The sequence below is a fragment of the Phyllobacterium sp. 1468 genome (assembly GCF_031455525.1).
In the GTDB taxonomy this organism is placed as follows: Bacteria; Pseudomonadota; Alphaproteobacteria; order Rhizobiales; family Rhizobiaceae; genus Phyllobacterium.
The window spans coordinates 243,229-265,055 of sequence record NZ_JAVDSX010000004.1 but is presented as its reverse complement, the minus strand read 5'-3'; the positions used below and the strand labels follow the sequence as shown (position 1 = coordinate 265,055).

Sequence of the window (21,827 nt, the reverse complement as noted above, 5' to 3'; positions counted from 1 at the left end):
ACCTTTGACTGCCAAAAAGATCCAAACCGTCACAACCGGCGCAGATCCTCGGCTAGCCGGGGGACGGCTAACTATCGATCTCGATGCGCTTGTCGCCAATTGGCTATTCCTCGCCAAAAAATCGAAACCCGCAGAGGCCAGTGCTGTCGTCAAGTCCGACGCGTACGGCCTTGGCATTGTTCAGGTCGTACCGGCCTTGTGGCAGGCGGGATGCCGCACTTTCTTCGTCGCGCTGGCTGAGGAAGGTCTGCGGGTAAAAGCCGTCGCGCCTGACGCGCGCGTGTTCGTGCTCAACGGGTTCTTCGCCGAAGCATTCGAAACTTACGGCCAATCGGATCTCATCCCCGTTCTTGGCTCGGTGCATGAACTCGGTTCGTGGAAGCGCCTGAATACCCGTCGAAAGGACAAGCTTCCCTTCGCGCTGCACGTGGACACCGGTATGAACCGTCTCGGCATTACCGTTGAGGAAGCCTTGACTTTCGCGGACGATCCACGGAACCCGAAGCCGGTTCTAGTGATGACGCACCTCGCTACGGCTGATGATCAGGCGCATGCGTTGAACCGGAAACAAATCGAATCATTTCAGAAACTTCGCGTGGCTTTTGCAGGAATAGAATCAAGCATTGCAAATTCCCCCGGCATTTTTCACGCGGCCATAGGTGAATATGAGCTGAGCCGCCCCGGCGTCGCCATGTATGGCGGCGAACCGCTTTCGTCCGCCGCCAATCCCATGCGCCCTGTGGTGACGCTGGAAGCACGCATTGTACAGATCCGCACTGGACTGAAGGGCGAGACCGTGGGTTACGGCGCTACCGCGACGCTCGCGCGCGACACGCGTATTGCCGTTTGCTCGGTAGGCTATGCGGATGGCTACCTTCGTTCCGCATCAGGCAGCGGTGTGCCGTTGCGCGGCGCCGTACCTAACGGCGGCGTAGGCTTTGTTGCCGGCAGCAAAGTTCCGATTATTGGTCGCGTCACCATGGATCTTACCTCCTTCGACATCACCGATCTTCCAGCGGATGCGATCAGCCCAGGGGACTACGTCGAACTCTTCGGACACAATATTGCGTTGGACGACGCTGCTCGCGCCGCTGGAACGATCGGATATGAGTTGCTTACCAGCCTTGGGAATCGCTATCACCGGCGTTATCTCAAATCCGAAAGCGACTGATGGCAAAGCCACGAATTCAATTTATCTGTCAAAACTGCGGCGCAGTACACAGCCGTTGGGCCGGCAAGTGCGATGAGTGCGGCGAGTGGAACACCCTTGTAGAGGAAGGCACAGCGGGCGGTATCGGCAGTGGACCCGGCAAGCTCTCATCACGCAAAGGCCGGGCAGTAGCGCTGACCACCCTTTCTGGCGAAATCGAGGATGCACCGCGCATCCAGTCAGGCATCGGCGAACTGGATCGTGTCACAGGTGGGGGATTTGTCCGCGGTTCGGCGATTCTCATCGGCGGCGATCCCGGGATCGGCAAATCCACATTGCTAACACAAGCAGCAGCTGCGCTCGCCCGCCAGGGTCACCGTGTCGTCTACGTTTCGGGAGAGGAAGCGGTGGCACAAATCCGGTTACGCGCCCAGCGGTTGCATGCTGCCGATACCGACGTACTGCTCGCGGCCGAAACCAATGTCGAAGATATCCTGGCGACCATCTCCGATTCCAAGCGGCCAGATTTGATCATTATCGATTCGATCCAGACATTGTGGACAGACGCCGCCGATTCTGCCCCCGGCACAGTGACGCAGGTGCGAGCCGGCGCCCAAGCCATGATCCGCTATGCCAAGCAGACCGGCGCTGCAGTTGTTCTCGTGGGGCATGTGACGAAGGAAGGTCAGATCGCCGGGCCTCGCGTGATCGAGCATATGGTCGATGCCGTACTCTATTTCGAAGGCGAAGGCGGCCACCATTACCGCATCTTGAGGACTGTCAAGAATCGTTTTGGTCCGACGGATGAGATCGGCGTGTTCGAAATGTCGGACAAGGGATTGCGCGAAGTCGCCAATCCTTCCGAGCTTTTCCTGGGTGAACGCAACGAAAAGTCTCCCGGAGCTGCGGTTTTTGCCGGCATGGAGGGTACGCGTCCGATACTCGTCGAAATCCAGGCGCTGGTAGCACCTTCGACGCTTGGCACGCCGCGCCGCGCAGTTGTCGGGTGGGACGGGAACCGGCTGTCGATGATTCTCGCCGTACTCGAAGCGCATTGCGGCGTGAGGTTCGGGCAGCACGACGTTTACCTGAATGTGGCCGGCGGATATCGAATAGCCGAGCCCGCAGCGGACCTGGCAGTTGCATCTGCACTGGTTTCCTCAATTGCCGGTATTGCCCTTCCCGCAGATTGCGTCTATTTCGGCGAAGTCAGTTTATCTGGTGCGGTTCGCCCGGTGGCGCATGCTGTGCAGAGGCTGAAGGAGGCAGATAAGCTTGGGTTCAAACAGGCTGTTCTTCCCAAGGGAAGCAACGACGTGGCAAAGAACGGCAATGCTCGTCTGACAGAAACCGCTTCGCTGCCGGACCTAGTGGCCCGGATTGCGGCATCGGGATCTGACAAGAGACAACGCGACGACTGACCAGATAGTATTGGCCAAACTGAATATGGGGATGAACTTAAATGCCAATAACGTTGCTTGACGGAATTCTATTGGGCATCACTCTCGTTTCGGCGGTTTTGGCCATGGTGCGCGGCTTTTCGCGCGAAGTTTTGTCGGTGGTTTCCTGGGCAGCAGCGGCCGCAGCGGCATATCTCTTCTATAAGCCGGTGATTCCGTTCCTTACACCCTATATCAGCAACGATACCATTGCGCAGATCGCAGCGGCTGGCCTCGTCTTTGTCGTGACGCTGATTGTCGTGTCGATCATTACAATGAAGATTGCCGATTTCATCATCGACAGCCGCATCGGCGCACTCGATCGTACACTGGGTTTCCTCTTCGGTGCGGCGCGGGGCATTCTTCTCGTCGTTGTCGCCATGCTGTTCTTCAATTGGTTGGTTCCTGAGAACCAGCCGGCATGGGTTGGTCAGGCAAAATCCAAGCCGATGATCGATCAACTGGGTACAAAGCTGATCGGCCTGTTGCCTGAGGACCCGGAATCAACCATCCTCAACCGCCTGAAGCCCGGTACGACGGCGGCTCCGGATGCAGCACCCGAGGGCGCCACAACAACACCGGAGCCGAAGGAAGACATTCCGCCTGAAGGGTCGACAAACCAGCCTTGATGCAGTGGAAGAACACAACTGCGTCAATATTGGCATTTATCAGGCCTTGGCGTTTACTTGGTAATGCTCCATATACGTGACATAATGCGATATAGGCACAATTGACTCGATCCAAGGTAATCTTGGGGCGGAAGGGCTGGCGGCAATGACCGACATTTCTCGTAACGACAATCAATTGATGTCCCTGGATGACGACACACTGCATGAAGAGTGCGGTGTGTTTGGCATTTTGGGGCATCCCGACGCCGCGACCCTGACCGCGCTCGGGCTGCACGCCCTGCAGCATCGCGGCCAGGAAGCCGCCGGTATCGTCTCCTATGACGGGAAACAGTTTTGTTCGGAACGTCGCATGGGTCTCGTCGGGGATCACTACACCAACCCGGCCACCCTTGCACAACTGCCCGGCGACCGGGCGATCGGTCATGTACGCTATTCGACCACCGGCGACACGGTTCTACGCAACGTGCAGCCGCTTCTGGCCGAACTTGAGGTCGGCGGCATCGCCATTGCCCATAACGGCAATTTCACCAACGGCCTCACGCTGCGCCGCCAGCTGATCGCCGATGGCGCCATCTGCCAGTCCAATTCCGATACCGAGGTCGTGCTGCACCTCATCGCCCGTTCACGCCACGCCTCATCCAGCGATCGCTTCATCGATGCGATCCGCCAGATGGAAGGCGGTTATGCGATGCTCGCCCTCACCCGCACCAAGCTTATCGCTGCGCGTGACCCGATCGGCATTCGCCCGCTCGTGATGGGTGAACTGGACGGCAAGCCGATTTTCGCTTCGGAGACCTGCGCACTCGACATTATTGGTGCGAAATTCGTCCGCGATATCGAGAATGGCGAAGTGGTTGTCTGCGAAATCCAGGCTGACGGCTCGATCAGCATCGATACATACAAGCCGCAGAATCCGAAGCGCGAACGGCTTTGCCTGTTTGAATATGTTTACTTCGCCCGTCCAGACTCGGTCGTCGGCGGACGCAACGTCTACACTGCCCGCAAGAACATGGGCATCAATCTCGCCAAGGAAGCCCCACTCGAAGCCGATGTGGTGGTTCCAGTTCCCGACGGCGGTACTCCGGCGGCCATCGGATTTGCCCAGGCAAGCGGTATCCCTTTCGAGCTTGGCATCATCCGTAACCATTATGTCGGACGCACCTTCATTGAGCCGACCCAGTCGATCCGCGCCTTCGGCGTAAAGCTGAAGCATTCGGCTAATCGTGCCGTCATTGAAGGCAAACGCGTTGTGCTTGTGGATGATTCCATCGTGCGCGGCACGACTTCGGTCAAGATCGTGCAGATGATCCGTGACGCCGGTGCGCTCGAGGTGCATATCCGCGTTGCCAGCCCGATGATCTTCCATCCGGATTTCTACGGGATCGACACGCCCGACGCAGATAAGCTGCTGGCCAACCAGTATGCGGACCTTGATGCAATGTGCGAATACATTGGAGCAGATTCCCTGGCATTCCTGTCAATCGACGGGCTTTACAAGGCTGTCAGCGGCGCCCCTCGCGACCCACGCTCGCCGCTTTTCACCGATCATTATTTCACTGGCGATTATCCGACGCGGCTTCTCGACAAGGACGGGGCGAGTAACGTTCGCCAGTTCTCGCTTCTCGCAAATAACGGTTGAGTTCACTCTATGATTTCTGACGGCAGTTTTCGGCTGGACGGCAAGCTCGCGCTTGTCACCGGCGCATCCCGCGGCATCGGCTATTCGCTCTCCAAAGAACTTGCAGCCCGCGGCGCCCACGTCATTGCCGTTGCCCGCACAGTAGGCGGGCTTGAGGAACTTGACGACGAAATCAAGGAAGCAGGCGGAACCGCAACGCTCGTTCCGTTGGACTTGACCGACATGCCTGCCATTGATCGGCTCGGCGGTTCCATCCATGAGCGCTGGGGCAGGCTTGATATCATGGTCGCCAATGCGGGCATTCTTGGAACGATTTCGCCAATCGGACATGTGGAGGCAAAAGTCTTCGACCGGTTGATGGCAATCAATGTTACGAGTGTCTGGCGCCTGATCCGCACCACCGATCCTCTCTTGAAGTTAGCTGACGCCGGTCGCGCTATACTGCTATCGTCGGGCGTGGCACACACTGCTCGCGCGTATTGGGGACCCTACGCAGCTTCCAAGGCCGCTGTGGAAGTGATGGCTCGGACCTGGGCCGAGGAATCGCAACAGACGCGCCTTTGCATCAATTCCGTCGACCCCGGCGCGACCCGCACCGCCATGCGCGCACAGGCTATGCCGGGCGAAGATCCTGAGACCTTGCCCACGCCAGCGGAAGTCGCCCAAAAGATCGCCCTGCTCTGTGACCCGGCACTCAACGCGACCGGCAAGCTCTACGATGTACGTACCGGCAAATTCCTGAGCTATAACGACCCGAGTTAACCAGGTCACGACCTAACGAGGCGAATGATCTTTTCCGTCTTCTCGTTGGCGACAGAAGCCCGGGCACGCCACGCTTTCGGGCTCATGCCGGTGACGCGCAGGAACTCGCGATTGAAGTTCGACTTCGTCTGAAAGCCGGCATCAAACATGATCCGCGTGATCGGTTCGTCCGTGTCAGCGAGCGAGCGGCAAGCTTCCCTCAAGATATGGTTGCGACCTTCCGATCTGACGGAAGCCCTGAATACAATTGAAAAGAATGAACTCTTCCAAATCACCTTGATCTAGACAAAATTGGTGCTCTTGGTCTTTCCATGGATGGTAATTCCGCTTTGGCAATAGCGGGTGCTCGTATAGATCCACAACTTTTGGCAAGCTATTGCGATACTGACTTGCTCAATCCTTCACTTTGCGGGTGGGTCAGATAGAGCGGAGTCGACCTTCATGCGATGAATTTGGAATCTGCAAATCGTGACAATAGAGATGAACGCGTCCGGTTTGCCATGGCAATTGATCCTGCTCCATCCGAAATCTTTGAATTCAGCAGCTTTGCCAAGATTGAAATCCCGGTTGATATCATTAATCTCGGTAAACCGGGGAAAATCCCCTGAGCGCTCAAGCCTCCGGGATCGCAAAAGCTATTTCAAATGCGAGGTACACAGTCGTCGAAGATGCTAGCCATTATAGCATGTTTGCCGAATGCAAACCGGGCGCTGCCGACATCATTGTTTCTGAAAAGATAGGTGATCCACTTTGCGATGACGGTGGCGATTACGCGCCGCAATTCATGCGCAGCTGAGCGACATGATAAGCAAAGCCTTTGAACGGATACTAAAGGCCTACGCCGCCAACTAGCCTGCACAACGAACCTACAAAAATGGTTACCTCTAGAGACTTTTCGGACGGAAACCGCTTTTGCGAGCAGATTCGCAGCGCCCCAACTCCTCCTTTGGCGGGTGATGCACGGATCAAAGCTGCGGTATTGGTTGACCCCGCAGGCGATGGCCTCTTCACCGCCGATGGCTTGGGCAAAGTGACGGTTCCAGTCCAGTTATGGGCATCCAACTCCGGTGACCCTGAGCTATGTACCGACCATGCAGGCTTTGATCGCGTGGCTTTCCACAAGCAGTTTGACGCAGATATCCTAGCCTTCTTCCGCAAAAATCTGATCGCAGCCGAGCAGTGAAAACAGATTAGCTCCGAAATCAGGATATGGTTCCGGAGCCAGCGCTTTCAGCGGCTGCCAAAGCGGCGCGATCTGCCGCTTCGTAGCGCTTCCACGCTCGCGCACTGAAGGGTAGCGACAGGAAGAAGGCGATTGCTGTAAGTGTCAGCGTTTGCCACGTATAACTCATCAGGAATGCCACGTAGACCACGATGAACAGGAATGTGGGCATGACCCAATCCGAACGCAGCCTCGTACCTGCGGCCTTGCCGCTATAGACCGGCAGTCGGCTGATCATCAGCACCGCGACCCCAACGGTATAAGCAGCGGCCGCAAAGGCGATCGCACGCGTTGGCGCGAGACCCAGAAAGCCGAGATAGACCGGCAGCATGACCAGCATGGCTCCTGCCGGAGCCGGTACGCCGGTGAAGAAATTGTTCTGCCAGAGCGGCTTGCCGACGACGTCAAGCATCACATTGAAGCGTGCCAGACGCAGGCAACATGCGATGCAGTACAGCAGCGCCGCAATCCAACCGAACGAGCGCGCCTGATCCAGCATATAGGCATAAAGCACCAGCGCAGGAGCAACGCCAAAATTGACGATGTCGGCCAGGGAATCCATCTGTGCGCCGAACTTCGTGGAACCCTTCATCATACGGGCGAGGCGTCCATCGATCCCGTCGAGAAATGCGGCGAGAAGCACCATGGACACTGCCAGCTCGAAACGGTTCTCGAAGGCCAGCCGGATACCGGTCAGTCCGGCACAGATCGCCAGAACGGTGATGACATTGGGCGCAAGATAGCGCATGGGAATCCGCCGGCCAACCGGTCCGGCGGTCTGCGGCTTCTCGTCAAACAATGGATCGACTTCGGTCTCGGTCATGCGCCCTGCCTCAACTGATCCGGACCAACGGAGCGCTTGCCGCGCCACCGAATTCGGCGATGACGGATTCGCCGCCGACGGCAGTCTGGCCGATCGCAACGCGCGGCGTAAAGCCCTCCGGCAGATAAACGTCAACGCGCGAGCCGAAGCGGATCAGACCGAACCGCTCGCCGATCGAAATGGCAGTGTTTTCGTCGGCCCAGCAGACAATACGACGTGCCACAAGCCCGGCTATCTGCACCACTGCGATCTCACCATTTGGACCGTCGATCAAAAGGCTGTTGCGCTCATTCTCAGTACTGGCTTTGTCGAGGTCGGCGTTGAGGAACTTGCCGGGCTTGTGCACGATCGTCGTTATCCGGCCGCGTACTGGGGCGCGGTTGATGTGGCAGGAAAAGACATTCATGAACACGGATATCCGGGTCATCTCCTTGTCGCCAAGACCAAGCTCGCGCGGCGGGATAGCTGGTCCGACAGCCGACACGATGCCATCTGCCGGACTGATCACGAGCTGGTCATCGGTCGGGGTAACGCGCTGTGGATCGCGATAGAAATAGATGCACCAAGCGGTGAGGATAAGACCGATCCAGAATAGCGGTTCCCAAAAATAGCCGAGGACAATTGTCGCTCCGGCAAAACCGGCAATGAAGGGATACCCCTCCCGATGGATAGGCACCAAGGTGTTGCGTATGGAATCGACAAGACTCATTAATTTATTCCTGGTTGTGCCGGCAGCTCATTTTCCATGAAACGGCGAGCGCTCCAAGGCAAGTCGCGCGTTACTTATCGGAGATTGGCAGCTGGAGCAAACCATTCAAGCGGGCATAGCGGGCTTTCCACGCACGATGACACCAAGGTCGTCCTCCTCCTGTACGCGGCGCAAACGCTCCTCGGCTTCCGTAGCCTCGCGCTGACGGTTCCACATGGAGGCGTAGAGCCCTCTCTTGGCCAAAAGTTTCGCATGGGTTCCGCGCTCGGCGATCACTCCGTCCTTCAGGACAATAATGTCATCAGCCCCGATGATGGTTGAAAGCCGATGGGCGATAACCAATGTCGTGCGATTGCGACTGACAAGATCGAGCGCGGACTGGATCTCATGTTCAGTGGCGCTGTCGAGCGCCGAAGTCGCCTCATCGAGAATCAGGATGGGCGGAGCTTTCAAAATCGTCCTTGCAATCGCCACGCGTTGCTTTTCGCCGCCGGAAAGCTTGAGCCCGCGCTCTCCCACCATGGCGTCATAGCCTTCGGGCAACGTTTCAATAAAAGGTCCTATCTGTGCAAGCTCCGCTGCATTGCGCATCTCGGCTTCCGTCGCAGTGATGCGCCCGTAGCGGATATTATACGCGATGGTGTCGTTGAAGAGGACCGTATCTTGCGGAACCATGCCGATAGCCGATCGCAAGCTGTCCTGCGTCACGTCACGGATGTCCTGACCGTCGATGGTGATCGAGCCGTTCTGGATGTCATAGAAACGGAACAGCAGGCGCGACAGGGTGGATTTTCCCGCCCCGGAAGGCCCAACAATCGCTACGGTCTTGCCGGCGGGGACCTCAAAACTGACGCCCTTCAGGATCGGGCGCTTGGGATCATAGGCAAACTGGACGTTGTCGAAACGCACAGCCCCGCGTTCGATCACCAGGGGCTTGGCATCTGGCCTATCCATCACTTCCTGCTCGACGTCGAGCAGGTCGAACATCTGCTCGATATCCGTCAGACCCTGACGCACTTCGCGATAAATAAAGCCGATGAAGTTGAGCGGGACTGACAACTGCATCAGCATCGCATTGATGAAGACGAAGTCACCCAATGTCTGCGTGCCCGCAAGCACCTCCCTGCCCGACATGATCATCATGATCGCCATGCCGATGCCGAAAATCACCGCCTGTCCAAAGTTGAGCCAACCGAGCGACGTCCAGATGCGTGTCGCCGAAATCTCGTAGCGCGCCATGGCAGCATCAAAACGACCGGCCTCCATGGTCTCATTGCCGAAATATTTGACAGTTTCATAGTTCAGCAGCGAGTCGATTGCCTTGGAGTTGGCGTCCGTGTCTGAGGCATTCATGTCCCGGCGAATGCCGATGCGCCAGTCACTGGCTCTCACCGTGAACCATGTGTAGAGCCACACCGTCGCCACCACCACAGCCAAGTACGACATTCCATAGGTCACGGCGAAAATCACCGCCGTCATCAGAAACTCGATGATCGTGGGCGCCGTATTCAAGATGGTGAAGCGAACGATGGTTTCGATGCCCTTCGTTCCGCGTTCGATGATACGCGAAAGGCCACCCGTACGGCGTTCCACATGGAAGCGCAGCGACAATTCGTGCATGTGTACGAAGGTTTTATAGGCAAGCTTTCGTACGGCATATTGGCCAACGCTGGCGAAAAGTGCATCGCGCAGCTGGTTTAAACCAGCCTGCACGATACGTGCTGCATTATAAGCCGCCACGAGCATGAGCGGACCGACGAGCAGTGCCGGTACCAGATCAGATGCCTCGAATTTCCCGTTCAAGGCATTTGTCGCCCATTTGAAAAAATAGGGAACGAGGATCAGCACCACCTTAGAGATGATCAGATACACGGAAGCCCAGACGACCCGCATTCTTAAATCAGGGCGTTCCATCGGCCACATATAGGGCCAGAGATTACGAATGGTCTGAAGGGTTTTTCCAGACTCGTCTGAGACGGTTTTGTTGGCCACTATTAATCCTTGAAGACAATTTCGAGTTCGGGCAACGCTTGCGTATCCCCGATGATTGTTTCTGGCGAGCAGCAAAGGCGGGCCATCTCGTTCACGCGTGCGGCTATACTGGCAAACGCTGCCGGATCGATGCTGTAGTGAGAGCTCTGGCCAGACTGCTTGTAGCGGACAAGACCGGCGTCGACGAGGATCTTCAAATGCTGCGATACGGTCGACTGTGCCAGATCAAGCCCGGCGACGATATCCTTGCAACAAGAAGCATCAAGGCATGCGAGCTGGCGGATAATGCGCAAGCGCGCCGGATGTGCTAACGCGGCGAGTATGCGCGCTGTGTTGGCATCACAATGATGTTGGAACGAGCCCGTGCGTTTCATCGTTCATCGGCGATAAACGATATAATTTTCCGATGCAAGGAGAAATTGCGATTCTTTTTTTCGAAAACGGGCGTCGACAGCCCGTCTTTTCTATTGAACTACAGGTTTATCTTTTTCTGGCAATGCGAAGATCTGCCCGGGGTAAATCATGTCCGGATTGCGGATCTGTTCCTTGTTAGCCAAATAGATGGTCGTGTAGCGCATGCCAGCACCATAGGTACGGCGTGAAATCTGCCAAAGACTGTCACCGCGGCGGATGATCACCGATCCATCGACATTCTGGAGAGGAGTGCCCGCATCGGCGACTTGCGGCGCCTGTCCGTCGGTTTGGCTTGCGATGGCACCGGTCTCGGTCTGAGTATCCGCAGCCGGAGCCGCCGGTGCGACAGCCGAGACGCGCTCGCCGGCCTCGCGCTTGAACGGAACGGCAGCTCTGGCCACGACCGTCACACCATCCTTGCCCAGCATATCAGCACGGATGATATAGTCTCCGACAGCCAGCTGCTGAACAGTCTGTACCAAAAACCGGCCATTGGGTGCTGTCTTTGTCGTTCCAAGCAGCGTGGAATTTGCGTAGACCTTTACCGCGGAGCCCGCTTGGGCATTGCCAGCGACGAAAATCTTGCTGCCTTCGAGTTCGACAGCCTCAACCGTGATCAACGCTTTCTCTGCAGGAGCAATGCCTGGCTTGTCACCCTTGGGTGCCGCAACGGTTGTTGGCTTGGCGGATGAAGGTGCGGGTTCCACCGGCTCGGGCTTTGTAATCATACGGCTTGGCTGGCCGGATTGTTCAACAAGCGCCAATACCTGACCAGTCTTTGACTCTGGAATGGAAACTATCGCCGTCTCAAGCGAAGTCAGGGCGTTGCCTTCTGGTGTTGTCGAACGCAAGACAAGCTGGTAGTCGCCCGGCTTCAGCGGGTTATCCAGTGCGATGACAAAATCACCATTCTCAGTCGATTTGGTCGTGCCGATGACGCTTGAGCGCGACAAAAGGTCAACCGTCGCATTTTTTGCGGCGTTGCCGGCGATAACGATCGTGCCCGAGGGATCGACACGCAGAACGTCAAAAGTTGGCGCACCATTATTTGCCGTCGCTGGCGGCGGAGCCGAAACCTGTCCGGAAGCAACGTCTGCATCCGGTACGGTTGTCAGGGACTGAATTTGAGGTTCGGATTTTGCCGAGGGCGCTGCAGGCTGTGTCTGCACCGTTCCACTCATGACAGGGGCAGGTTGCTCCACAACGGGCTTGCCCGGCATCAGGCCAACATAGGCTGCAACAAGGCCGGCAGCAACGACAGTACCAAATCCCAAAATCGCAAATTTACTCTCGAACATCGTTCCCCGATCCTATTGTTCCTTTTGCTCTACCGCCTTTTCTCCAAAGCTACAAGAAAACCCTTTAGATTCAGACCCATTCTTTCGACGTATCCATAAAGCCGGCGTATGAAACTTTTGTCTCGCACTTGTACCGACTTGACGTTTTGTGATGTGCAAGGCACCACTCATTGTATGAGCAAGATTCGATCCATTTGTGTCTATTGCGGCTCCTCGCCGGGCCGCGACCCGATTTACAAACAAAGCGGCAAGCTTCTCGGCCAAACGATTGCTGAGCACGGGCTTGAGCTCGTCTATGGCGGCGGCACCAAAGGCATTATGGGCGCAGTTGCAGACGGAGTCATGTCTGCGGGTGGCAAAGTCACAGGAATTATTCCGAAATTCCTGATGAACAAAGAGGCCACTGAACACGCGCTTGGCCAGCTTTCAGAGCTTATTGTTACCGAAGACATGCATGAGCGCAAGCACAAGATGTTCGAGCGCTCGGACGCGTTCGTTACCTTGCCCGGCGGTATCGGCACTGTGGAAGAGATCGTCGAGATCATGACGTGGGCACAACTCGGCCGTCATCGAAAGCCTATGGTCTTTGCCAACATCAACGGATTTTGGAATCCTATGCTGGCTCTCATCGAGCATATGAAAGCCGAGGGTTTCGTGCACACGTCACATTTGGTCAATCCGCTTGTGGTAGAGAAGCCGGAGGATATCGTACCCGCCATCCTCAACGCTGCTGCACGAGGTGACCGGGAAGGCAATGAAGCAATTATAGAGCGGCTATAGCAAGTAAAAGGGATCTCATGGCGGATAATATTACCCCCGATCCCTCAAGCAACGCACCCCTCATCCAAAGTGATGAGTTTGTCATCGCCCACAGCTTCCGCGACGACGGTACATTATTGCCATCCGCATACGCCGGAGCAGCAGAAAGTACCTGGATTTGGAAAAGCTATGGCCTTGCCGATGCGCGGGCGAGGCGCAATCTCGAAACTGACGAAAGCCTGCCGGAAGTTGTGCGGGAAGCATTGCTCTCCCCCGGCGATCAGTATCAGATTACCTATGAAGAGGGCTGGCTCTACGGTGAATTGCCGGACCTGCAGCACAAGCACTATGGGGATCCGCGGGAGCTTGGTTATTTCCGCTTCGCTTTCAATGAGCGATTCTTCATCAGCGGACGCCGTCACCCCCTCCAATCGGTCGACGATGTCCGGCAGGCTATTCTCGGCGGCAAGGTAAAGCCGAAATCGCCAATCGCCCTGTTCAACGCCATCTTCCGCCGTTTTCTCGATCTTCTAAAAATAGAGATCACCAAACTCTCCGAAACCCTGGATTCCATCGAGGATCATATCGTCGGCGAGAACTGGCAGGGCGAACGGGAACGTCTCGTGCCCGTCCGGCGTCAGATCGTTGTATTTCATCGCTACCTCACGGCTGCGACAGGACTGTTCCGTCATATCGATCACGCCGATCGCCGGGTGTTCCCCGAAGAATTGGACGATCTGATAGAAGGCTTGTCACGCCGGGCCGAAACGTTGCACGCGGAAGGTGAACAATTGCAGCAACGTGCACGCCTGCTCCAGGACGAACTCCTGGCGAAACTCACGGATCAGTCGAACCGGTTTCTGTATGTCTTGTCGGTGATGACCGCGGTCCTTTTGCCAAGCACTGTCATAAGCGGGCTGTTCGGCATGAATACCGGTGGACTGCCGCTTGCGGGCAGTACACACGGGTTCTGGCTGATTACCGCCTTGGCACTCGGTATTTCTGGAATGGTTTATCTCGTCGTGAGAAAGATCGGCGGATCGCGGAACTAGGCAAGTTTTGCCTGCGCCGGTGCCAATCGCAGCTTTCGCGCCTCATGCACCATTGACCAGGTGTAGATCGCAAGGGCTGACCAGATCAGACCGAATGCAATTAGCTGTACATGCGAGAACGGCTCGTCGAAGACAAAGATTGCAATGAAGAACACAATCGTCGGCGCAATATATTGCATCAAACCAATGGTCGTATAGCGCAGGAGCTTGGCGCCGAGGGCATAGAAGATAAGCGGCACGGCGGTTGCAAGACCTGCAAACAGCAACATACCCGCGTCGTGCGGTGCGCCGTTGATGAAGTGGCTTGTGTTCTGCGTCAGGGTCCAGGCTATGAACCCGAGCGATGGAACGGAAAGTATCAGAACCTCGAGTGTGAAACCCTGTATGGCGCCGATCGGCAAGGTTTTGCGAAAGAAACCATAAAAGCCAAAGCTGAACGCGAGGACGAGTGAAATCCACGGGAGACCACCGGACGACACGGTCAGCAGAATGACCGCGCATGCGGCCAAAGCTATGGCAACCATTTGTGCTTTCGAAAGACGTTCGGACAAGAAGATGCCGCCAAGGACCACATTCACCAGCGGATTGATGTAATAGCCCAGCGCTGTATCTACAGTGTGATTGTTGCCGATGGCCCAGACATAGGTGCCCCAGTTCACGGTGATCAGACTGGCGGTCAATATGGCCATCGCCAGCATGCGCGGGGTCGTGAAGGCTACCCTCAGATCGCCGAGCAACCCAAGCCACCATAGCAGTACCACGGCAATGGGAACCGACCAGACAATGCGATGGGCCACCACTTCCAGCGCCGGTATATGCGCGACCGATTTCAAATAGAACGGCAGGATGCCCCACAACAGATAAGCACAAAGAGCGAAAATAAATCCCTTCTTGGCATCCGACATTCCAATGAAAGCATCGGATGTTGTATCGTCGCCAGCGACTGCTCGATTGCTATTAATCTGTTGGGTCATGGTGCGAAGTCGTAGTCCGCGCGCGGCATGCCGTCTATTGAATTCGACTGATCAATCGATCAAGCCGTTTGATGTTTTCGCACAATTTTGGATAAATCTTACCTGAAATGGAACAGAATTCCCTATTCAGCTGCTATTTTTCCCGCCAAATCCCGATTTTTCATCAATTTATAGACAATGGAGTCCATTAATGCTTGGAAGGATGCGTCGATGATATTGTCCGAAACACCGACCGTCCACCAGCGCACATTGCTGGAATCGGTCGACTCGACGAGCACGCGTGTGATGGCCTCGGTGCCGCCATTCAATATGCGTACCTTGAAATCAGCGAGCACAAGATCAGCGATCTCGTCCTGATAGCGGCCCATGTCCTTACGCAACGCCAGATCGAGTGCATTGACCGGTCCATGCCCTTCAGCGACGGACATCCGCGTCTCACCATCGACCTCCATACGGACAACGGCCTCCGAGACGGTCTTGATATTGCCATTTGCATCGAAACGCCGCTCGACCATGCAGCGGAATGAGTCAACTTTGAAGAACTCCGGCACAGTGCCAAGCGTCCGTCGCGCCAAGAGCTCAAAACTGGCGTCAGCGCCTTCATAGGCATAGCCCTCGGACTCATGTTCCTTGACCAGGGCGATCAAGGTATCGAGCCTCGGATCCGATTTGGCCACCGGAATGCCACGACGTTCAAGTTCGTTGATGAAATTCGATTTGCCGCCCTGGTCCGAAACCATGACCTTGCGACGATTGCCGACAGTTTCCGGTGGTACATGTTCATATGTCGCCGGTTCCTTGACTAAGGCCGACGCGTGAATACCGGCCTTGGTCGCAAATGCCGATGCACCGACGAACGCGCCTTGCATATTGGGTGCACGGTTGAGCAATTCGTCGAAACTGCGTGAAAGGCGGGAGAGACCCTGGAGTTTCTCCAGGCTGATGCCCGTTTCGAAACGCTTCGACCAATTGGGTTTCAGCATGAGCGTCGGAATGATCGTCACGAGATTGGCGTTGCCACAACGCTCGCCGATACCGTTGAGTGTGCCTTGCACATGGCGGACGCCTGCATCGATCGCAGCAAGCGAATTGGCAACTGCCTGCTCCGTATCGTTGTGCGCGTGAATGCCAAGATGATCACCGGGGATCAATTTTGTGACGGCACGGACGATTTCGGCGACTTCCCCGGGCTGGGTGCCGCCATTGGTATCGCACAGCACGACCCAGCGGGCGCCGGCACTGTAGGCAGTCTTGGCGCAGGCCAGCGCGTATTCCGGATTGGCTTTATACCCATCGAAGAAATGCTCGCAATCGACGATGGCTTCCTTGCCCGCGTCAACGGCGGCACGAACGGAGGCGTCGATGGAGTCAAGGTTTTCCGCATTCGTGCAGCCGAGCGCTACGCGGACATGATAGTCCCAGCTTTTGGCGACAAAGCATATGCTGTCGGCCGGCGAACGGATGAGCGCTGCAAGTCCGGGATCATTGGAGGCCGAGACGCCGGCGCGTTTGGTCATGCCGAAAGCTGCGAATTTTGCATGCTTCGTGCGCTTTTCGGCGAAGAAGGCCGTGTCGGTCGGGTTGGCTCCCGGGTAGCCGCCCTCGACGTAGTCGAAGCCGAACTCGTCCAGCATGGATGCAATGACTTTCTTGTCCTCGACTGAAAAGTCGATACCCGGCGTTTGCTGGCCATCGCGCAATGTCGTGTCGAAGAGATAGATCCGTTCCTTTGTCACTCGCCCGCCTCCCCTCGCGACCCCGATGGCGGCCACTGCTCCGTGTCATGGTCGGGGTGCTGGTAGGATACCATCGTTTTCAGGAATTCTACCGACTCCGCGTCGCTGTCAGATGTGTATCCGGGAAGTTTGGACAGATCATCGACGTAAGGCAGTTTGTCTTCGATACCCCACTGAACGGTGGGCGCCAATTCTTCAGGTTCATCGAACGCACCGATAGCAAGTGCCGTGCCGTCCGGTGCTTCATAGGTGAGCGGCGTTCCGCAGTTTCCGCAAAAGCCGCGCTTGACGTGATTAGACGATTGAAACCGCTTGGGCTCGCCCCGAGTCCACTGAAAATGAGTGCCGCGCACTGAGGTCAGGGGCGCGAAAAAGTTGCCGAAGGCTTTTTGACACATGCGGCAATGACAGATCGATGCATCACCGAGGGTACCCTCCACGCGAAAACGGATCGCACCGCATTGGCAACCGCCAGTGTAGACGGGCTTGTTATCCAGACTCATCGCTTCATCTCCCAGGTCGTGACGCGTTCGCCGGTTGCGGGATCTTTTCCATCCTTCAATTGAATGCCTTTTTCCAGCAATTCATCACGGATGCGGTCAGCCTCAGGGAAACTCCTGGCCGCAAGCAATGACAGGCGATTGCGGATCTTAGCTTGGATTTCATTCTCCAGCTCGCGTGAGACGCTTTCTATGCTCAGATCAATGCCCAGCAGCGCGAACACAGCGCGATAAGCCTCAGGATCGAGGACGCGCGACTTCCTGATCGATGCCAGCCAATTGATCAGGTTTGGCGTTGCGAGGTCGTCAGACAAGATATTGATCGCCTCATCCGGAACTACTCCGATGCTGGCACCGCCCGCATATTCGCGGGCCTTGGCGAGGATATTCTCTGCCTCCTCCAGCTTTCTGACACTGAAGTCGATCGGCTCGCGATAGTTGGTCATGAGCATGGCGAGGCGCAGCACCTCGCCCGGCCATTTGCGGCCGCCAAACGTGTCTGTCTCCAGCAACTCATGGATCGTCACGAAATTACCGGTGCTTTTGGCCATTTTCTGACCTTCAACCTGCAGGAAACCGTTGTGCATCCAGACATTGGCCATCCGGTCGGTGCCAAAGGCGCAGCAGGACTGGGCAAGCTCGTTTTCATGATGAGGGAACACCAGATCGATGCCTCCGGCGTGGATGTCGAAAATGTTCTTCATCGGATCGTCGCATTGCAACCCGCCCCCAAATGGTTCAAGCAGCTTCGCCATCGACATGGCCGAGCACTCGATATGCCAGCCAGGGCGACCGGGACCAGCGATGCCCGCAGGAGATGGCCAGCCGGGCTCCCCTTCCCTGGAGGGCTTCCACAGAACGAAATCCATCTCGTCACGTTTGTAGGAGGCAACGTCGACGCGCGCACCAGCAATCATGTCGTCAGATGAGCGGCGGGAGAGCGACCCGTAACGCGGGCCTTTGGCGGCATTCATAGCCGATGGCGAGAACAAGACGTGACCATCGGCGACATAGGCGACGCCACGCTCGACGAGGCGATCGATCATCGCCGCCATTTCAGCAATATATTCGGTCGCGCGCGGTTGAGACGAAGGCTGCAGATTGCCGAGCGCTGCCACGTCGGCCTGGAATTGCCTGTTGGTCAATTCAGTGACCTTGCGGATCGCTTCATTCAACGGCAAGTCCGGATAATCGCGGGCCGCCCGCGCATTTATCTTGTCGTCGACGTCGGTGATGTTGCGCACGTAGGTCACATGGCTTTCGCCGTAGATGTGACGAAGCAACCGAAACAACACGTCGAAGACGATAACCGGCCGTGCATTGCCGATGTGCGCATAGTCATAGACGGTCGGGCCGCAGACATACATGCGCACATTATCCGGATCGATCGGCACAAAGCTTTCCTTCGTGCGCGTGAGCGTGTTGTACAGTTTCAGTTCCTGCGGCATGTCCTGGATCTCAAAACGGGGTTCATTGTCAAAACGCATATCATCGCGCTGGTCTGGCGACCGGTGCGTTTTGCATCTTTATCAGGATTTTTGAGACGAAAACGGCCGGGCCAGCGAGCGCTAGCTGATAATCATCCGACAGGTAATAATAATCGTTACGGGCGACGTTTTCATGCGCGCAGTTATGATCGAGTGCGGGCAAATCGTCAAGCGCCCCCGACCAAAGAGGTGGTGTTGCATTTTTGTCGACTTTCCGATGGTTAATCCAAATTAACCGAATAGCCCAAAATCCTCCCGGAAAGTGCCTTCTTTCCGGCCAATTTGAACGGGAATCCTGATGCCTTAGACTTTAGGGGAATAGAGAGGACAATAACCATGACCGACACCCAGCAAACGGCAAAGCCGCGCGAAAGCGCTCGTGCCGACCATCTCACCTCACAATACCGCGCAATCGGGCCAGCCGCGATCCTTGCAGCCGTTCTCAGTACCGTTCGCCAACGCCCACAATTGAAGTTTGCTTCAGTTGTTCAGGAAACGGACTAACAGACTTAGACCAATGCCGGCCATGACGAGGCCGATCAAAACGTCAAGTACGCGCCATGCGGCTGGCTTGGCAAAAATCGGCTGCAAAAGCCTCGCACCATAGCCGAGGCCGAAGAACCATATGAAGGACGCGAGCGAGGCGCCTGCGCCGTAGGCCGCACGGTTCCAACCTTCAAAGCGTGCCGACAGGCCGCCAAGCAGAACGACGGTATCAAGATAGACATGCGGGTTGAGAAAGGTCAGCGCCAGAACGGTGCCGATCGCGACTTTCAAATTGCCGTTGCCGGCGTTCGCAGCTTTCAGTACTTCAGGGTGGAGCGCGCGCCGGAAGGCAACCGAAGCATACCAGAACAGGAATGCGGAACCGCCCAGCGTCACGACCGAGATGAGTTTGGGCGATTGTGCGATCAGGGTCCCAAGGCCAGCGACGCCCGCCGTGATCAACAGGGCGTCGGACAGAGCGCAAATCAAGCTTAAGAGGAATACGTGTTCTCGCAGCAGTCCCTGCCGCAATATGAAAGCGTTCTGCGCGCCGATTGCGATAATAAGGGACGCACCAAGAAGGAAACCGGAAAGAGCGGCAGAAAACATCGCGTAGATATCCTGAAAAATAGTTGGTTTAAGAGCCTAGAAAAGTTTCATTTGGTTGTCAGGCTCCTGCGGTTTGACGCGTGCCGGCTTTTTAGCTTCGGCTAAGGTCTCGACGAACCGCTCCTGGATCTCCGGACCTGTGTTGTCAACCTTGTTGACCTTGTCCGACACAGGGATCGTTTCGAAGAAATCCGCCTGCGCAGGCCGCAGAAGATCGGCGATATGGCGTGGTTCCTGCGTCTTGCAATCGAGCCACCGCGTAAAATCTTTCTGCTCTATGATAACGGGCATGCGGTCGTGGATGAAACGCAGATCCTCACTGGCGCTTGTCGTAAGGATCGCACCGGTATCTATTTCGGAGCCCTCAGCATTCGCCCACGGTTCATAGATACCAGCAAATGCGATCGTTGCACCGTTGCGGGGGCGTATCCAATAGGCTTGCGATTTCCTGTTGCCGTCCCGCCGCCATTCGTAGAAACCCGAAGCCGGGATTAGCGCACGGCGGTGACGCATTGCGGTCTTGAACGATGCCTTCTCAATTGCGGTTTCCGAACGGGCATTGATCATCAATGGATAATTTGCCGTATCCTTTACCCAACCGGGAATAAAGCCCCACCGCACCAGAAGCGCCTTGCGATCAGGCCGGTTGCTGCCTGGCGGCGGTGTTTCACCAGCGATCACCATGAGGATCGGCTGAGTCGGCGCGATGTTATAGCGTGGAGGAAACGCTTCGATCTCCATCAGTGCGAGATAGGCCGCGATATCTTCCGGCGTACTGAGGAGTGAAAAACGTCCGCACATGCAGTCAATGCCCGATTTGTTTTGGGAGTGGCGATCATCCGCATTTGCGATGCAGGGTCAAGGTGGCCTTGTCAAAACGTCGCTTACCACCTACCCCTGGCATATGGACCAAATTCCCCTCTCCGCAACTGTCGACGGCGTTTCGGCCGTTTGCATCCGCAATAATGCCTTCCTCTTGGTGGAGCGAGCACGCGAACCGTCAAAAGGCTGGCTCGCATTTCCAGGTGGCCGGAGAGAGCAAGGCGAGACACCGCAGGAAGCGGCAATTCGTGAACTGCATGAAGAAACCGGCATAATAGCAACAGAAGTAACTTATCTCACGACCGTCACCTTCGATTACTCGACGCCGGAATTTCCAGCAGCGAAACCTTTCCGCCTGGCCGTCTTCCTGGCGCATGATCCAATAGGAGAAGCCATCGCTGCGGATGATGCGGCCGCCGTGCACTGGCTCCGGGTGGAGGAAATGGCGAAGTTCGATGTGACCGAAAGTGTTCTGGACGTCGTAGTTGAATTGGCTGCCGGTTTTAAAAGTTGAGGGTATTGACCACGGACGCCTTGAAGCTGCCTCGCTTTCAGGCAACAACCCTATCGGGGAATTGGTCTCGGGGTCATCTCGTGCGGCGTATAATTGCAATCACAGCGTTTTTGACAGCAATCGCCACGGCTATGCCGGCTTACGCGGTCGACCCTCTGTATGAGGCAAAGCTTCTGCGTTTGGCCGAGGTTCTCGGATCGATCCATTCGCTGCGTAATCTTTGCGGCGAAAGGAGCAACCAGTGGCGAGATCGAATGGATTCGCTGCTCCTGGCGGAGAATCCGGATCCGGCACGCCGGGCCAAGTTGATCGCCAGTTTCAATCGCGGATATCGCACCTTCAACGAAACTTACTCGACCTGCACGAGCCAGGCGATTGCGGCGATTGACCGCTACCAAATCGAAGGAACAAGGCTTTCTTCGGAGATCGTATCGGGCTATGGAAATTAACCAGGCTTTAACTGTTGAAGCCAATGAACCGCATTTTAAACAAAACGTATGGTATTGTTTAGCGGTAGTTTAAGAATTGGCTTCGGCCAAGGATGGTATATCATGAACATGACATCAACAGACCTTGATAGGTTGGTTGCAGAAGAGAAAAAGCTGGTTGCAATCGAATATCAGAATGAAGTCTGGGCTGATGGCACGCTTGAGGGTATCGAGCCGGAAATTATGGCCGAAGCCGCTTTTGCCACCGCATTGACCGAACTGATCCGTGATAACGGCGAAGTGTCCGCCTTGGCCTTGCTCGATGGCTTGCGTGAACGTATTTCTGCGGGTGAATTTTCATCGAATCGCATTCTGCAATAATT

Annotated in this window: 22 protein-coding genes and 1 pseudogene; 11 read left to right on the top strand and 12 right to left on the bottom strand. The window is 56.1% G+C overall.

Annotation, left to right across the window (positions count from 1 at the left end; genetic code table 11):
• Window positions 1-4 precede the first annotated feature (4 nt).
• The 5 genes from alr to J2X72_RS13275 all read left to right on the top strand — a co-directional run bounded on the left by alr (window position 5) and on the right by J2X72_RS13275 (window position 5,619).
• Window positions 5-1,171: an alanine racemase gene (alr, locus tag J2X72_RS13295; RefSeq protein ID WP_310072603.1), complete on the top strand. Its 1,167-nt coding sequence runs from the start codon at window positions 5-7 to the stop codon at window positions 1,169-1,171.
• A complete protein-coding gene (radA, locus tag J2X72_RS13290; protein WP_310072600.1) occupies window positions 1,171-2,571 on the top strand; it encodes a DNA repair protein RadA in 1,401 nt (466 codons plus the stop codon). Before alr ends, radA begins: the two co-directional genes overlap by 1 nt.
• Window positions 2,572-2,612: 41 nt before the next feature.
• Window positions 2,613-3,218 (top strand): CvpA family protein, encoded by a 606-nt coding sequence (locus J2X72_RS13285; RefSeq protein WP_310072598.1) that lies wholly within the window; start codon window positions 2,613-2,615, stop codon window positions 3,216-3,218.
• Between the two features lie 145 nt (window positions 3,219-3,363).
• On the top strand, window positions 3,364-4,857 hold the full coding sequence (purF, locus tag J2X72_RS13280; RefSeq protein ID WP_210002056.1) for an amidophosphoribosyltransferase: 1,494 nt from the start codon (window positions 3,364-3,366) through the stop codon (window positions 4,855-4,857).
• Window positions 4,858-4,866: 9 nt separating this feature from the next.
• Entirely contained in the window at window positions 4,867-5,619 is a 753-nt protein-coding gene (locus J2X72_RS13275) for an SDR family NAD(P)-dependent oxidoreductase (RefSeq protein ID WP_310072597.1), read from the top strand.
• Window positions 5,620-5,624: 5 nt separating this feature from the next.
• On the opposite strand, the pseudogene J2X72_RS13270 reads toward J2X72_RS13275, so the two are convergent.
• From J2X72_RS13270 to J2X72_RS13245, 6 genes and pseudogenes are all read right to left on the bottom strand, one after another.
• Window positions 5,625-5,822 (bottom strand): annotated as a pseudogene (locus tag J2X72_RS13270) (helix-turn-helix domain-containing protein); the annotation flags it as partial.
• A 999-nt stretch (window positions 5,823-6,821) separates the two neighbouring features.
• Entirely contained in the window at window positions 6,822-7,664 is an 843-nt protein-coding gene (pssA, locus tag J2X72_RS13265; RefSeq protein ID WP_405044708.1) for a CDP-diacylglycerol--serine O-phosphatidyltransferase, read from the bottom strand.
• 10 nt (window positions 7,665-7,674) lie between these two features.
• Window positions 7,675-8,373 (bottom strand): phosphatidylserine decarboxylase, encoded by a 699-nt coding sequence (locus J2X72_RS13260; protein WP_310072595.1) that lies wholly within the window; start codon window positions 8,371-8,373, stop codon window positions 7,675-7,677.
• 105 nt (window positions 8,374-8,478) lie between these two features.
• Window positions 8,479-10,365 (bottom strand): ABCB family ABC transporter ATP-binding protein/permease, encoded by a 1,887-nt coding sequence (locus tag J2X72_RS13255; protein WP_405044707.1) that lies wholly within the window; start codon window positions 10,363-10,365, stop codon window positions 8,479-8,481.
• Window positions 10,366-10,367: 2 nt separating this feature from the next.
• Window positions 10,368-10,739 (bottom strand): metalloregulator ArsR/SmtB family transcription factor, encoded by a 372-nt coding sequence (locus J2X72_RS13250; protein ID WP_310072593.1) that lies wholly within the window; start codon window positions 10,737-10,739, stop codon window positions 10,368-10,370.
• 90 nt (window positions 10,740-10,829) lie between these two features.
• A complete protein-coding gene (locus J2X72_RS13245; protein ID WP_310072591.1) occupies window positions 10,830-12,077 on the bottom strand; it encodes a LysM peptidoglycan-binding domain-containing protein in 1,248 nt (415 codons plus the stop codon).
• Window positions 12,078-12,251: 174 nt separating this feature from the next.
• Between J2X72_RS13245 and J2X72_RS13240 the strand changes: the two genes are divergently transcribed.
• Both J2X72_RS13240 and J2X72_RS13235 read left to right on the top strand, forming a co-directional pair.
• Window positions 12,252-12,857, top strand: a complete 606-nt coding sequence (locus J2X72_RS13240) for a TIGR00730 family Rossman fold protein (RefSeq protein ID WP_112527829.1) — start codon at window positions 12,252-12,254, stop codon at window positions 12,855-12,857.
• 17 nt (window positions 12,858-12,874) lie between these two features.
• Window positions 12,875-13,888, top strand: coding sequence for a CorA family divalent cation transporter (locus tag J2X72_RS13235; protein ID WP_310072588.1), 1,014 nt, complete (start codon window positions 12,875-12,877; stop codon window positions 13,886-13,888).
• On the opposite strand, the gene rarD is transcribed toward J2X72_RS13235, so the two are convergent.
• The 4 genes from rarD to cysS form a co-directional block, all read right to left on the bottom strand.
• Window positions 13,885-14,862 (bottom strand): EamA family transporter RarD, encoded by a 978-nt coding sequence (gene rarD / locus J2X72_RS13230; RefSeq protein ID WP_405044706.1) that lies wholly within the window; start codon window positions 14,860-14,862, stop codon window positions 13,885-13,887. The two genes, J2X72_RS13235 and rarD, sit on opposite strands and share 4 nt — an antisense overlap.
• A 122-nt stretch (window positions 14,863-14,984) precedes the next feature.
• Window positions 14,985-16,598: a citramalate synthase gene (cimA, locus tag J2X72_RS13225; protein ID WP_310072586.1), complete on the bottom strand. Its 1,614-nt coding sequence runs from the start codon at window positions 16,596-16,598 to the stop codon at window positions 14,985-14,987.
• A complete protein-coding gene (locus tag J2X72_RS13220) occupies window positions 16,595-17,101 on the bottom strand; it encodes a GFA family protein (RefSeq protein ID WP_310072583.1) in 507 nt (168 codons plus the stop codon). The genes cimA and J2X72_RS13220 overlap by 4 nt, the downstream gene beginning before the upstream one ends.
• The gene (gene cysS, locus J2X72_RS13215; protein ID WP_310073037.1) at window positions 17,098-18,546 is read right to left on the bottom strand and encodes a cysteine--tRNA ligase; all 1,449 of its coding nucleotides are present in this window, start codon (window positions 18,544-18,546) and stop codon (window positions 17,098-17,100) included. The genes J2X72_RS13220 and cysS overlap by 4 nt, the downstream gene beginning before the upstream one ends.
• A 375-nt stretch (window positions 18,547-18,921) precedes the next feature.
• On the opposite strand from cysS, the gene J2X72_RS13210 reads away from it, so the two are divergent.
• The gene (locus tag J2X72_RS13210) at window positions 18,922-19,089 is read left to right on the top strand and encodes a hypothetical protein (protein WP_310072581.1); all 168 of its coding nucleotides are present in this window, start codon (window positions 18,922-18,924) and stop codon (window positions 19,087-19,089) included.
• On the opposite strand, the gene J2X72_RS13205 is transcribed toward J2X72_RS13210, so the two are convergent.
• Together J2X72_RS13205 and J2X72_RS13200 are read right to left on the bottom strand one after the other, a co-directional pair.
• Window positions 19,066-19,680, bottom strand: coding sequence for a LysE/ArgO family amino acid transporter (locus J2X72_RS13205; protein ID WP_310072579.1), 615 nt, complete (start codon window positions 19,678-19,680; stop codon window positions 19,066-19,068). The two genes, J2X72_RS13210 and J2X72_RS13205, sit on opposite strands and share 24 nt — an antisense overlap.
• A gap of 36 nt (window positions 19,681-19,716) precedes the next feature.
• A complete protein-coding gene (locus J2X72_RS13200) occupies window positions 19,717-20,481 on the bottom strand; it encodes an SOS response-associated peptidase (protein WP_310072578.1) in 765 nt (254 codons plus the stop codon).
• A 103-nt stretch (window positions 20,482-20,584) separates the two neighbouring features.
• Here J2X72_RS13200 and J2X72_RS13195 point away from each other — a divergent pair, with 103 nt between their 5' ends.
• From J2X72_RS13195 to J2X72_RS13185, 3 genes are all read left to right on the top strand, one after another.
• Window positions 20,585-21,016 carry an NUDIX domain-containing protein gene (locus tag J2X72_RS13195; RefSeq protein WP_310073036.1) on the top strand — a complete coding sequence of 144 codons (432 nt, stop codon included), beginning with the start codon at window positions 20,585-20,587 and terminating at the stop codon, window positions 21,014-21,016.
• Between the two features lie 131 nt (window positions 21,017-21,147).
• Window positions 21,148-21,465, top strand: coding sequence for a TIGR02301 family protein (locus tag J2X72_RS13190; protein WP_210002528.1), 318 nt, complete (start codon window positions 21,148-21,150; stop codon window positions 21,463-21,465).
• Window positions 21,466-21,567: 102 nt separating this feature from the next.
• The gene (locus J2X72_RS13185; protein WP_112527803.1) at window positions 21,568-21,825 is read left to right on the top strand and encodes a hypothetical protein; all 258 of its coding nucleotides are present in this window, start codon (window positions 21,568-21,570) and stop codon (window positions 21,823-21,825) included.
• The last annotated feature ends 2 nt before the right edge of the window (window positions 21,826-21,827 follow it).